This is a genomic window from Mesorhizobium sp. M1273 (assembly GCF_040318195.1).
Classification (GTDB): domain Bacteria; phylum Pseudomonadota; class Alphaproteobacteria; order Rhizobiales; family Rhizobiaceae; genus Mesorhizobium.
On record NZ_JAMYLV010000001.1, the window covers coordinates 32,412 to 45,878 of the forward strand.

Annotated in this window: 12 protein-coding genes and 1 riboswitch; of the genes, 11 read left to right on the plus strand and 1 reads right to left on the minus strand. The window is 62.1% G+C overall.

Annotated features, from left to right (window positions below):
- Window positions 1-459: 459 nt before the first annotated feature.
- The gene (locus NKH30_RS00095) at window positions 460-915 is read right to left on the minus strand and encodes a YybH family protein (RefSeq protein ID WP_352470526.1); all 456 of its coding nucleotides are present in this window, start codon (window positions 913-915) and stop codon (window positions 460-462) included.
- A 1,130-nt stretch (window positions 916-2,045) separates the two neighbouring features.
- Between NKH30_RS00095 and NKH30_RS00100 the strand changes: the two genes are divergently transcribed.
- The 11 genes from NKH30_RS00100 to NKH30_RS00150 all read left to right on the plus strand — a co-directional run bounded on the left by NKH30_RS00100 (window position 2,046) and on the right by NKH30_RS00150 (window position 13,401).
- Window positions 2,046-3,590, plus strand: coding sequence for a Fic family protein (locus tag NKH30_RS00100; RefSeq protein WP_352470527.1), 1,545 nt, complete (start codon window positions 2,046-2,048; stop codon window positions 3,588-3,590).
- A 181-nt stretch (window positions 3,591-3,771) separates the two neighbouring features.
- Window positions 3,772-3,888, plus strand: a riboswitch (TPP riboswitch).
- Between the two features lie 104 nt (window positions 3,889-3,992).
- On the plus strand, window positions 3,993-5,828 hold the full coding sequence (gene thiC / locus NKH30_RS00105; RefSeq protein WP_352517564.1) for a phosphomethylpyrimidine synthase ThiC: 1,836 nt from the start codon (window positions 3,993-3,995) through the stop codon (window positions 5,826-5,828).
- The gene (gene thiO / locus NKH30_RS00110; protein WP_352470529.1) at window positions 5,825-6,826 is read left to right on the plus strand and encodes a glycine oxidase ThiO; all 1,002 of its coding nucleotides are present in this window, start codon (window positions 5,825-5,827) and stop codon (window positions 6,824-6,826) included. Before thiC ends, thiO begins: the two co-directional genes overlap by 4 nt.
- On the plus strand, window positions 6,795-6,992 hold the full coding sequence (gene thiS / locus NKH30_RS00115; RefSeq protein ID WP_023679205.1) for a sulfur carrier protein ThiS: 198 nt from the start codon (window positions 6,795-6,797) through the stop codon (window positions 6,990-6,992). Before thiO ends, thiS begins: the two co-directional genes overlap by 32 nt.
- Window position 6,993: 1 nt before the next feature.
- A complete protein-coding gene (locus tag NKH30_RS00120; RefSeq protein ID WP_352540067.1) occupies window positions 6,994-7,767 on the plus strand; it encodes a thiazole synthase in 774 nt (257 codons plus the stop codon).
- Entirely contained in the window at window positions 7,764-8,369 is a 606-nt protein-coding gene (locus tag NKH30_RS00125; protein ID WP_352470532.1) for a thiamine phosphate synthase, read from the plus strand. The genes NKH30_RS00120 and NKH30_RS00125 overlap by 4 nt, the downstream gene beginning before the upstream one ends.
- Window positions 8,360-9,133, plus strand: a complete 774-nt coding sequence (locus tag NKH30_RS00130; protein WP_352540153.1) for a hydroxymethylpyrimidine/phosphomethylpyrimidine kinase — start codon at window positions 8,360-8,362, stop codon at window positions 9,131-9,133. The genes NKH30_RS00125 and NKH30_RS00130 overlap by 10 nt, the downstream gene beginning before the upstream one ends.
- 412 nt (window positions 9,134-9,545) lie before the next feature.
- Entirely contained in the window at window positions 9,546-10,271 is a 726-nt protein-coding gene (locus NKH30_RS00135; RefSeq protein ID WP_352993728.1) for a GntR family transcriptional regulator, read from the plus strand.
- 3 nt (window positions 10,272-10,274) lie between these two features.
- On the plus strand, window positions 10,275-11,315 hold the full coding sequence (locus NKH30_RS00140) for an ADP-ribosylglycohydrolase family protein (protein WP_352993730.1): 1,041 nt from the start codon (window positions 10,275-10,277) through the stop codon (window positions 11,313-11,315).
- Window positions 11,312-12,286, plus strand: coding sequence for a PfkB family carbohydrate kinase (locus tag NKH30_RS00145; RefSeq protein ID WP_352917956.1), 975 nt, complete (start codon window positions 11,312-11,314; stop codon window positions 12,284-12,286). Before NKH30_RS00140 ends, NKH30_RS00145 begins: the two co-directional genes overlap by 4 nt.
- 53 nt (window positions 12,287-12,339) lie before the next feature.
- Complete coding sequence (locus tag NKH30_RS00150; protein ID WP_352540071.1) at window positions 12,340-13,401, plus strand: ABC transporter substrate-binding protein; 1,062 nt, start codon at window positions 12,340-12,342, stop codon at window positions 13,399-13,401.
- Window positions 13,402-13,467 lie beyond the last annotated feature (66 nt).

Here is a 13,467-nt window from a genome sequence, read left to right on the forward strand (position 1 = left end):
AGGGGCGGTCGAAGCAGCATGGCGTACCCGGACGTGGAAAGACTTGCCCGATGCGGGCTCGAATGTTGAACGAGCATCGGGGGGCTGCTTTCTTCTGGAGCCGTTGAGCCGCTACTTTGCCCAATGATAATTAGTTGTCTCGGCTCAGATGGCATTTGACGAGATGGACGGGTTCTTGGAGAACCGCGGATTGCCCACGACCAAATGAACAAGAGCCCTCAGCGGCGCGCCGAGCCGGAGAACGCTCTAGTCCCGGCAAGTGGTGGTCAGCCGGAATTGCCGTTCTGCTGAGCTCGAATCTTACCGCCTCCCTGATCGGTAGCGCGATAGATCCAGAGCCGACTCGATGAGCAGACCCATCAAGTCTGTTCAATTTTGTTAATCAATTCAGTCACATCAACTATTGCCATGGACTTTCGTTGGAACTGTTGCGCGCGCCGGCCTCACGGGTCGCGGAATCTATTGGGCCGCACCAAAGTTCCAGATGTCCCGATGCAGGCGCCACGTCCCGTCGTCCCCTTTTTTCCAAACGACAATGTACTTGCCCGCAACGGTGGAAGGGGCACCGCCTTTGCTCGGCACACCGAGCGTAAATGCGCCAACTTCGTAGGCGAGATTCCCGCTCTCTTCCACTTCCAGCGCCTTCAGGGTGAGATTCTTCATCCCGGCCTTGATTGCGCCCTGCCAGAATTCTTCCACGCCCTTGCGGTCATCGACGCGTTTGCCGTCGGGTGGCAGCAGGGCGGCATCGTCGGTATACATTTGACCTACCGCTGCTGCGTTTCCGCTGTTGAAGGCGTCCATGAATTTTACCAACGCCGCTTCGATGTCCTCACGAGCCGAGTGGGCGGCCGCAGACAATGCAGACGAAAGAAGCAGCACAGCAGCAAATGCAAATGACTGAACCAGTCTCATTTCGTCCTCCCTTGCGTGCCCGACATGCCCACCCGATGAATAGCGCCGACCCAAGGGCGCCGCGGCGCGTTCGATGGCCAGGCGCGTATTTTATTAGACTTATCTGATATGACGGCGCAAGCGCAACTGCGACCCTCGGAATGACCAGCGTAGCAGCTGCCGGAGAACTTCAAAGCGGCGGCTACCGCCTCACTGCCCTCCTCGTCTCGACGAAAGAGTTCGTTCGAATGATGCTTTTCCGTGGCTTTGCTCGCAAGTTTTCGTCAGCCAGCACAGGGCCTCCTCTTACGGTCGCTGGTCGTCAAGGCCCAGCGGCCACTAGCTGACAGTCCCCCCCGTAGCCAAGCCGCTGGGCCCCTCGACGTGGGGAACGAGCATTGGAGACGATGTCGCGCTTTCCGTTACAGCCCGAAGGCGGTGACAGATGACCGCGTCAGCCTCTCCACTCCGAGCTACGATTTCACGCATTCGATCAGGCACAGCTCTCTCGGGCACCAAGCATGAGTCAGCTCCCGAATGAGCAGGTGCCGCCCAGTTCAGCTTCGGCCCTTGCGCGCGCAAAGTATTGGGCGAGATCGATCGGCAGTCCGATCGGCAAATTGGGGCAGCGATGGCGAGAATGAATGCCAGGAACTTCCCTTCGGTGCCGCTTCGTCGATCTGTTTGCCGAGAAGACGCGCGCTGCGTGCCGCCCCCCATACCGCAGAGAACTCACTTCAGGTCACACACACACGACGCCACCGAGATCCTGCATCACTTTTCTACTCCGACGCCGCCACGTCACCAAGATCAGTCGCGAGCGTGATCGCGGCTATCAAATCGGGATCGCGCACCGGAGCGCTCTATGAGTGAGCCCCGAACGGCGCGCTCGAGCAATCCGGCTCGACGTAAAGCGGGCCATCCGTGCCGGCCTCGTGACTAAGACGGGCGAATGGCGGTTCCTGGACTCACCTTTTTGGTCTGAAGTCGCTTCCTTGAGCCGGTGGCGGAGTTCTTGCTTGATCGACCTCAGCACTGTTTAGAATCGGTTTTCGGAAAATTTGTCTTGTGGCATCAATTTTCATGGGATAGGATCATTTTTCATAGGTTTTGCCGACTAAACCAAAATTCAATGGAAGGATTCGCGTTTCATGCCTGCGGTGCAACAGCACCAATTTTCAGGTCCTGTTACCGTTTTTCAGGAAATCCGCCTTCCTGAAACGGCGACCCCGGCCGGGTACAGCGCCCTGATCGGAGCCTACAGGCTCGCCGCGCCCTTGCCCCGTAGGTTGTTCGCCACTGGCGAGCATCATCGCATTACCGAACGGGATGGCTGGCGGATCATGACCCCCCGCCATGCCCCAAATCCTACCCTCGAAGGCCACCTGACCTTTGCGCTCAAGTACGAGGGACTGGACCTTGCCGTCCTCAAGCGGCTGTTCCAAGTGACCGGTCCCGCGCCGATCGAGGCGCTGGTCCGTGAAAGCCCGACCGGCAGTTATGCCCGCCGCATCTGGTTTTTATATGAATGGCTGAGGGACGCGCGTATCGATCTGCCGGACGCGGAGGCCGGACGATACATTCCGGTTGTCGATCCCGAGCTGCAGTGGCCCGGACCCGACAAGACCGCTTCGCGCTATCGCGTAAGGGACAATCTCCCCGGCACGCGTGAGTTCTGCCCTCTGGTGTTCCGCACCAAGATTCTCGAAAAATTCATCGGCCTTGAACTACCGCGGCGCGCGGAGGCAATCGTAGCGGACGTGCCGCGCGACCTCCTTGCTCGGACCGCCGCCTTTCTTTTGCTCAAAGACTCGCGATCAAGCTACGCGATCGAGGGCGAGCACCCGCCGCAAGATCGCATCCAGCGCTGGGGCCGCGCCATCGGCGAAGCCGGCCGCTGGCCGATCGATCGCGATGAGCTGCTGCGTCTGCAAAGAATTGTACTTGGTGACGCTCGTTTCGTAAGACTTGGCTTCCGAAAAGAAGGAGGTTTCGTCGGTGAGCATGATCGAGACAACGGTACGCCCTTGCCCGATCACATCAGCGCTCGGCCCGAGGACCTGCCGCGGCTAATCGATGGAATGGCGGCGTTCGATCAGGGCCCCGCGCAAAAGCTTGATGCAGTCGTAGCCGCCGCAATCCTCGCCTTCGGCTTTGTCTATATTCACCCGTTCGAGGACGGAAACGGCCGCATTCACCGCTACCTAATCCACCACGTCCTTGCCATGCGCGGCTTCAATCCGCCGGGAGTGGTCTTTCCCGTCTCGGCCGCGATCCTGGACCAGATCAACGAGTACAGGGGCGTGCTCGAGAGCTATTCGCAGCGCCTTCTGCCGTTGGTGGAATGGGAACCGACGCCGCAATTCAACGTCCGGGTGCTGAATGACACCGGTGATTTCTACCGGTTCTTCGATGCAACCCCGCACGCCGAATTCCTCTATGCTTGCGTTCAGCGGACGATCGAACGGGACCTTCCCGAGGAAACCGCATTTCTGCAGCGCTACGATCAGTTCCGGCAGCAGGTGGACGCCTTTATCGACATGCCCGAGCGGTTGACCGATCTGCTCTTCCGTTTTCTTCACCAGAATGATGGCCATCTATCGAACCGCGCGCGCGAGAAGGAATTCGCCGCGCTGACCAGTGACGAGGCAGGAAGAATCGAGGCGATCTACGCGCAAACCTTTGGTGCCCATTGAAGGTGTGATCATCAGGATCGATTTTAGTCCGACGGTTTGCGATTCCCTTGTCCCTGCCTTCATCTCCGATGCTTGACTTGTCGCCGAGACATGCACGATTTTTTCCGCACGGTCTGACCGGCCGCCGATCAGCCGCGGCCAGAACGCGCTTGACAAACCGGAGCGGTCCCGTCCAACCTCACGCATTCACCAGGGGAGTCCCGGCAAGGGGCTGAGATACTGCTGGCATTCGCGGCGCAGTGACCCGTTGAACCTGATCCAGTTCATACTGGCGTAGGGACGGTGCAAGCGCTTTGCGGGAGTTTACGCCCGAGGTCCTGTTTCGGCAGGTCGACAGAAGCGTCTTTTCATCCTTCCGGCACAGAACTGGGTCTCCAATGCAACGAGCAAAGGAGCCTCAAGATGAATGCCCTCACCCCCGCCGTCTCGACGGGACCGCTGCCTGCCTCACGCAAAATCCACAAATCCGGTACCATCCACCCGCAGCTCAGGGTGCCGATGCGCGAAATCTCCGTCCATCCGACGGCAGGCGAGCCGCCGGTGACCGCTTACGATCCGTCCGGCCCCTATACCGACCCGACTGTCGAAACCAGCATCGAAAACGGCCTTGCACGGCTTCGCCATGAATGGGTCACCGCGCGCGGCGATGTCGAAGCCTATGACGGCCGCCACGTCCGGCCAGAAGACAATGGGTTTGCGGCAGGCGAGCGCCTAACACCGGAATTTCCAGTCCGCAACCGGCCACTCCGGGCCCAGACCGGCAAGGCGGTGACACAGCTTGCCTATGCGCGCGCTGGCATCATCACGCCCGAAATGGAGTTCGTCGCCATCCGCGAGAACCTTGGTCGCGAGATCCTGCACGGCAAGCTTGAGCGCGACGGCGAGGCCTTCGGCGCGGCGATCCCCGACTTCGTCACGCCTGAATTCGTCCGCCACGAGGTGGCGCGCGGACGCGCGATCATTCCCGCCAACATCAATCATCCCGAGAGCGAACCGATGATCATCGGCCGCAATTTCCTGGTCAAGATCAACGCCAATATCGGTAACTCCGCCGTCACATCGTCGATGGCTGAAGAGGTCGAAAAGATGGTGTGGGCGATCCGCTGGGGCGCCGACACGGTGATGGATCTGTCGACCGGCCGCAACATCCACAACATCCGCGAATGGATCGTGCGCAACTCGCCGGTGCCGATCGGCACGGTGCCGCTCTACCAGGCGCTCGAAAAGGTTGGTGGCATCGCCGAGGACCTGACCTGGGAGGTCTACCGCGACACGTTGATCGAGCAGGCCGAGCAAGGCGTTGACTATTTCACCATCCACGCCGGCGTGCGGCTGCATTACATCCCGCTGACCGTTGACCGGGTCACGGGTATCGTCTCGCGCGGTGGCTCGATCATGGCAAAATGGTGCCTGCACCATCACCGGGAAAGCTTCCTCTACGAGCACTTTGCGGAGATCTGCGACATCTGCCGCGCTTATGACGTCTCCTTCTCGCTCGGCGACGGCCTTCGTCCCGGCTCGATCGCCGATGCCAACGACGCGGCGCAATTCGCCGAGCTGGAAACGCTCGGCGAGCTGACGCAGATCGCCTGGGCGAAAGATTGCCAGGTGATGATCGAGGGGCCCGGCCACGTGCCGATGCACAAGATCAAGGCGAACATGGACAAGCAGCTCGCCGTCTGTGGCGAGGCGCCGTTCTATACGCTTGGACCGCTGACGACCGACATCGCGCCGGGCTACGACCACATCACTTCCGGCATCGGCGCGGCGATGATCGGCTGGTTCGGAACGGCCATGCTCTGCTACGTCACGCCCAAGGAGCATCTCGGCCTTCCCGACCGCGATGACGTCAAGACCGGCGTGATCACCTACAAGATCGCAGCGCACGCGGCCGACCTGGCGAAGGGCCACCCGGCGGCGAAAGTCAGGGATGACGCCCTTTCCCGCGCGCGCTTCGAGTTCCGCTGGGAGGACCAGTTCAACCTGTCGCTCGACCCCGAAACCGCACGGTCCTTCCACGACCAGACCTTGCCCAAGGAGGCGCACAAGCTGGCGCATTTCTGCTCGATGTGCGGACCGAAATTCTGCTCGATGCGTATCTCTCACGACATCCGCGCCGAGGCACAGAAAGAGGGCATGGCGGCGATGGCGGCGAAATACCGCGAGGGCGGCGATCTCTACGTGCCAGCGGACGAGACCGTCGCACCGCTCACGCCTCAGCCAGGTAAGCCGTCATGAAGGTGCTGATAAAGGGGGCCGGCGTCGCCGGCCTCACCGCCGCCTTCGAACTCGCCGCCCGCGGCGCGACGGTCACGGTCGCCGAGATCCGGCATGGCCTTGGAGGCAATGCGTCGTGGTTCGCCGGCGGCATGCTGGCGCCATGGTGCGAGCGTGAAAGCGCCGAGCAGCCGGTGCTGGACCTTGGACGTGACGCTGCCGACTGGTGGGATGCGGTGCTGCCGGGTCAGGTGACACGGGGCGGAACACTTGTCGTGGCCGCCCCGCGTGATGCCGGCGAGCTCGACCGCCTCGCCAGCCGCACGTCGGGCCATCGGCGTGTCGACGAAGACGAAATTGCGCTCCTGGAGCCCGACTTAGCCGGCCGCTTTCGCCGCGGATTGCTCTTTCCCGATGAGGGCCATCTCGATCCGCGCCAGGCGATGGCAGCACTTCATGACAAGCTCGCAGCCATGGGTGTCAAATTCCACTTCGGCACCGACGCCCGGCATGTTTCCGGTTTCGATCGTCAGATCGATTGCACGGGAATGGCAGCCGCCGATGACAGGCTTCGCGGCGTTCGCGGCGAAATGCTGATCCTAAACACGCCAGACTTCTCGCTGTCGCGCCCGGTCCGGTTGCTGCATCCGCGCTTTCCGCTCTATGCGGTACCGCGTGCCGACGCCCAGTTCATGATCGGTGCGACGATGATTGAAAGCCGGTCCGCCAGACCGGTCACGGCGCGCTCCATGATGGAGCTTCTGGGTACCGCCTATGCCCTCCATCCGGCCTTTGGCGAGGCCGAGATCGTTGAAACCGGTGTCGGCGTCCGTCCAGCCTTTCCCGACAATCTGCCGCGCGTCGAAATGAGCGGAGACACCGTCGCGATCAACGGGCTCTATCGCCATGGCTTTCTTCTCGCCCCCGCCATGGCGCGCCTGGCGGGCGAAATTGTCTTCAATCACGACAAACCCGTGGAGCTTGCTCATGAAACTGATGGTCAACGGCAAAGTGCATGAGGTTGCCGCCACCACGCTGGCCGAGCTGCTTGCCGCGCTTGACTATGAGGGCGATTGGCTCGCGACCGCCGTCAACAACGACCTCGTGCACAAAGCCAGCCGGGCGGAATTCCAATTGAACGACGGCGACCGGATCGAAATCCTCTCGCCCATGCAGGGAGGCTAGCATGTTCGATCTTCTCGGGACGACGCTTCCCTCCCGCCTGCTTCTCGGCACCGCTCAATATCCTTCGCCGGCCATCCTTGCCGATGCAGTCAGGGCATCGGGCACCTCGGTGGTGACCGTCTCGTTGCGCCGTGAAATGGCAGGCGGCAGGGCTGGCGAAAAATTCTGGTCGTTGATCCGGTCGCTTGGTGTCAGAATCCTGCCCAACACTGCTGGCTGCCACTCCGTCAAGGAAGCGGTCACGACCGCACAAATGGCGCGCGAAGTCTTCGGCACGCCCTGGATCAAGCTCGAAGTGATCGGCAATCACGACACGCTGCAGCCGGACGTGTTCGGTCTGCTCGAAGCCGCCCGCATCCTGTGCGAGGACGGTTTTGCGGTGTTCCCGTATACTACCGACGACCTTGTCGTCGCCGAGCGGCTGCTTGCGGCGGGCTGCAAGGTCTTGATGCCCTGGTGCGCACCGATCGGTTCCGCCCTCGGGCCGGTCAACATCATGGCGCTGCGCTCGATGCGCGGACATTTCCCTGATGTCCCGCTGATCGTGGATGCTGGTCTCGGACGGCCATCGCACGCGGCAACAGTCATGGAGTTCGGCTTTGATGCCGTGCTCCTGAACACAGCGGTCGCCAAGGCGGCCGATCCGGTCGGCATGGCGCGTGCGTTCGGCAAGGCGGTCGACGCCGGTCGAGAAGCTTTCAGCTCGGGGATGCTCGAACCCCGCGACGTCGCGGTGCCATCGACACCAACATTCGGCAGGGCGGTTTTCTCATGAAGCTCGATCCCTTCTACCTGATCGTCGACAGCGCCGCCTGGATCGAACGGCTGGTGCCACTTGGCGTCAAGCTGGTTCAGTTGCGCATCAAGGATAGGGACGAGGCCACGCTGCGGACGGAAATCCGCCGCGCGAACGGCGTCTGCGCGGTCCATGGTTGCCAACTGATCGTCAACGATTATTGGCGGCTCGCCATTGAGGAAGGCTGCGACTTCGTCCATCTCGGCCAAGAGGATTTGGCTGCGGCCGACCTGCTGGCGATTAAGTACGCCGGATTGAAGCTCGGGCTCAGCACGCACGATCATCTCGAACTGGAAACGGCCATCGCTGCCGAGCCCGACTATATCGCGCTCGGCCCCATCTATCCCACCATCCTGAAGCAGATGAAATGGGCGCCGCAAGGGCTCGAGCGGATCAGCGAGTGGAAGCATCGAGTGGCGCCGATCCCATTGGTCTCCATCGGCGGCCTCAACCCCGACCGGCTCGACGGTGTCTTCGAGGCTGGTGCGGACAGCGCGGCGGTGGTCACCGACATCACGTTGAATGCCGATCCCGAAGCGCGCACGCGAGAATGGATCGAAAAGACAAAGCCATGGCGCTGAGGCGAGAACCGCATGTGCTCGTGGTCGGCGGATCAGACCCCAGCGGTGGGGCTGGAATTGCACGTGATATCGAGACGATCTCTTCCATTGGCGTGCGCACCTGCCTGGCTGTCACAGCGCTGACGGTGCAGACGCACGAAGCCGTAATGGAAATCCATCCTTCGCAGCCCGATCTTGTGGCCGATCAGATGTGCGCCGCGCTACAGGCCAACAAGGTGGCGGCAATTAAGATCGGCATGCTCGCAACGGCTGAGATCGTCGTTGCCATTGCCGGCGTGCTGCGCGAAAATCCGCAGGTGCCGGCAGTGCTCGATCCGGTGCTGGCCTCGAGCTCCGGCCGGGCGCTTCTGGAAGCAGGTGCCATCGCTGCCATGAGGCGCGACCTGATGCCGCTTTGCTGCCTTGTGACCCCCAATCTCCTGGAGCTGGCGCTCCTTGTTGGTGCGGAACCGCCAGCCGACGAGAGCGACGCGGTGAGACTGGGACGGAAATTGCTGGCAGCCGGCGTGCCGGGCCTGCTGATCAAAGGGGGCCACGCATCAGGACCTCGATCAACCGATATTCTGTTGCGTTCCGATCAAGAACCAATCCGCTTCGACGCACCTCGTCTTGTCGCATCAATGCGCGGGACGGGTTGCATGCTGGCTAGCGCGATTGCGGCGCATCTGGCGAAGGCGAAGCCGCTCGAAGACAGTGTGCGCGAAGGCAAGCGGCTTGTCTTGGCCATGTTTAAGAAGAATGCAGCAGACCGACGAAATTTGTAAGATTTTCCAACTCTCGAAAGACACGCCTGCCGCTCGCGGGTCCGGGCTGGTAATTTACCCTCGTAATTCACCTCACTCGACAGGAGTAGTTTGACGGCCTCGCCAGGCGGCGACCGCGAGATCAACGATGGCGAGGCGGCCGTCGTGCGCCGTATCTAGTGCGTTGTGTGGCATCCTTTCCCCCCATCCGACTGCGATCCTGGAATTCACCTTGGTCGCGAGCTCCTGCTAAACGATGCCCCTCGACGGGAGCGGTCGATCCCGCGTCTCGGCTGCGGCGGCGCTAGGCTGACGCTCCTTATGCCGTCCTGTTGAACCGGACTCGGGATCACGAACTGCTCCATGCGGCACTCGTTGACAAGCCTGCCGTGATATGAACAGGATTATACAGGATCACTGAACAGGTACCCATATGAAGCGGCGCTCGGTTCAACTGTCTCCCGGCACGGGCAAGCCCGAACAGATCGCCACCGTTCTCGAACATGAAATCCGCTCCGGTGTTCTCGGCTTCGGCGACCGGCTGCAAAGCGAGAACAAGCTCGTCCAGCGTTTCTCCGTCAGCCGCAACACCGTCCGCAAAGGCCTCGAGGAACTGTCCAACCGCGGGCTGATCACGACCAAAGTCGGCATCGGCTCTTTCGTCACCTTCGATGGCAAGCCCGTTGATGACTCCATCGGTTGGTCGCGGGCGCTCGCCAACGCCGGCGCCAACGCCGAGACGCGGACGCTGCGGCTCGAGGTGATCGAGGACCCCCGTCTTGCCGCACTGCTTGGTATAGAAAACCCGTTTTTCATCGCTGTCGACCGGGTGCGCACCAATGCCAGCGACGGCCACGCCATCTCCATCGAGCGCAGCCGCCTGCCATTGTCGCCGGAACTGGAGGACGTGCCGTTGCGCGGCCTGCGCGAAGGCTCGCTGCACCAGACGCTGCGCGGCGCGGGCCTCATTCCCGACCATGGCGAGGAATGGGTCGGCATCGAAATGCTCAACGCCGAGGACTCTGCAATCCTCGGTTGCCCGCAAGGCACGCCGTTCCTTCGCGGTCGCCGGTTGACCCGCGCCGCCGATGACCGGCCGATCGAATATGTGACCAGCCTGCTCAACCCGGCGCATTTTGCGCTGCATATGAGGTTCTGAGAGATGCCGGACGACACCGGGAGCATAACCGATCGGGCCATGGGAGCGCTTGTGGGCGGGGCACTGGGAGATGCGCTGGGAATGCCGACGCAGCTTTTGTCGCCGGCGCGGATTGCCGAACTCTACGGTCATGTCGAGGACTTCATTGCTGCTTTCCCCGACCATCCGGTGTCGAAGGGACTCCCGGCCGGGACGATCACCGACGACACAGAACAGGCGCTTCTGCTTGGCCGTATCCTGGTCGAATCCGGTAACCGGTTCGACCATGCGAGGTGGGTCAGCGCGCTGCTCGACTGGGAACGCGATGTCAAGGCGCGCGGCAGCTACGATCTGCTGGGACCATCAACCAAACGCGCCATCGACGCGATCAATAACGGTATGCCAGCCGAGGAAGCGGGACGCAGCGGCGACACAAATGGTGCAGCCATGCGCATCGCGCCGGTCGGCATCATGATGCCGCCAGAGCCGCTTGACGCATTGGTCGGCAAAGTGGCCGAAACTTGCAGGGCGACGCACAACACGTCAATCGCAATCGCTTCGGCCGCAGCGGTCGCTGCCGCCATCAGTCGCGGCATCGCTGGCGGTGACTGGCGCGCCGCTTCCGACAGCGCCATCGCCGGGGCGAGGCACGGAGCAACGCTCGGCTATTGGGTGACCGGCGGTGACATCGCCGCGCGCATTGGGTGGGCGCAGAAGCTCGTACGCGGCAAGGAGACGAGTGACGCGATCCGGCTGATCACCGATCTGGTCGGCACCGGCGTCGCCAGTCAGGAGTCCGTTCCGGCTGCATTCGCGGTGCTGGAAGTCGCCGGCGGCGATCCCTGGCAAGCGGCAGTCATCAGCGCCAATCTCGGTGGCGACACCGACACGATCGGCGCCATCGCGGCCGGCATGGCCGGTGCCTGCACTGGCTTTTCCCGATTGCCACAGAAACACATCGCCCGGATCAAAGGCCTAGACATTGGGCGGGTGCGCGCGCTCGCCGCCGACTTGGTCGCCCTGCGGGCGGCGAAGAGCAGGTCCGGCAAGGAGGCGGCAGCATGAGCGGGCGTCTCGTCCATATCGGCAGCGCGGTGGTCGACTATGTCTACCGCATCGATGCCTTGCCGGCACCGGGCACGGAGAAGACCGCGTCAAGCTATGCACAAGTCGCCGGCGGCGGCTTCAACATGATGGTCGCGGCCAGCCGCACCGGCATGAAGGTGGTGTTCGGCGGCCAGCTCGGCAGCGGACCCAATGGCGACTTCCTGCGCGCGGCCTTAGCCAGTGAGGGGATCGAGACACTGACGACGCCATCGGCGGTTATGGACAGTGGCAATTGCGTCGCCATGATCTCGAGCGATGCCGAGCGCACCTTCGTCTCATGGCCTGGTGCGGAGAGTGTGCTCAGCCTTGACATGATGGCGCTCATCTCGGTCGCACCGGGCGACTGGGTGTTCACCTCCGGCTATACGCTTAGCTATCCGGGAAGCCGAGAGGCGCTTGTCGACTGGATCGAGGTGCTGCCGGCGGAAATTCCTTTAGTCTTCGATCCGACGCCGATCATCTCAGACATTCCGCGCACCATTCTCGACCGGGTGCTGGCGCGCACAAGCTGGCTGAGCTGCAACGCCGCCGAAGCGGCTGAGATCGCCGGCACCGGCGATGTAAAGGCTATTGCTGCCCGGCTGCTGGCCAGCCACTGCCCCAACGCGGCAGGCGTTGTCGTCCGCGCTGGCGCAAAAGGCTGCTTCGTGCGGCTGGCCGACGGCACCGCCCAAGATGTGCCCGGGTTCAAGGTCGCGGCGGTAGACACTAACGGCGCCGGCGACACTCATATCGGCGCCTTAGTCAGCGCGCTGTCGCACGGCGTGTCGCCGTTCGAAGCGGCGCGTTACGCCAATGCGGCGGCGGCGCTCTCGGTCACCCGCCATGGCGGGTCGTCGGCGCCGAACGACCAGGAGATCCAGCGATTCCTCAGCCATGACGATCGACCGACGACCGTGCATGGCCGGAAGCAAGAGGCCCATTTGTGACAGCCTAATGGGATAACAAGCCCGCCAACCGGGCAATAATGAGAGGAACGAACATGCGCATGCCCAAACTGACTGCTTTTCTGACGGCAACCGCTGTCTTCGCTTCGGCGCTTACGCTGGCCGCCAGGGCCGACGAGGTGCACGTACTCAACTGGAAGGGCTATGGCGCCGACGAGCCGTGGGCCATAGCCGCCTTCGAAAAGGCAACCGGCAACAAGGTCGTCAACGACTTCTTCAATTCCGAACAGGAGATGCTGACCAAGCTCAGGACCAATCCCGGCCTTTACGACGTCGTCATGATCAACGCCGCCTTCAACGATCAGGCGATGGCGGAAAAGCTCATTCAGCCGATCGACACGTCCAAGCTGCCGAACTATGCCGACATCAGCAAGGACAAGGCCGGATCATCGATGCTTGTCCATGACGGCAAGGTCTATGGGGTGCCGTGGGTTTGGGGGCTGACGGCGCTCGCCATCAACGACAAGTCATTCGACAAGCCGCCGACGAGCATCGCCGAAATGTGGGATCCCGCTCACAAGGGCCGCGTCACCATCCGTGATGATGCCGTCGAGGCGGTTCAGTTCGGCGCCATTGCCACCGGCCAGAACATCAACGACATCAAGGATATCGAGGCGGTCAAGGCGAAGCTCACCTCGCTGATGCCGCAGATCAAGACGTTCTGGAGCTCGGAGAACGACTGGAACCAGATGGCTGCCTCTAACCAGATCGACATCGGCACCTATTGGAGCGGCTCGGCCGATCGCGCCAAGACCCATTTCAAGCTGCCGGTCTCGCTCGTGATCCCGCAGGAGGGCGCTGTCGCCTGGCTCGACGCCTTCTCAATTCCGGTCGGTTCCAAGAATGTCGCCGGCGCCGAGGCCTTCATCAACTACATGATCGACCCGAAGTTCTATGTCGAATGGGTCACCAAGGTCGGAGCCCCGGTATCCGCCAACACCAAGGCTGTAGAAGCACTTCCCGGGGATGCGTTCAACCGCAAGGTGATGGGTGACCCGGCAGTCGCCAAGCGCATTCAGTTCCAGGCGCCGATCACAGACGCCCAGCGCGAAACCTATCTGTCGCTCTGGCAGCAGCTCAAGGTCGACGTGAAGTAACAGCAGAAGCCGGCATCAGCCGACCATCCATGTCGGCTGATGCTTCCCCATCCTGGGAGGTGGATG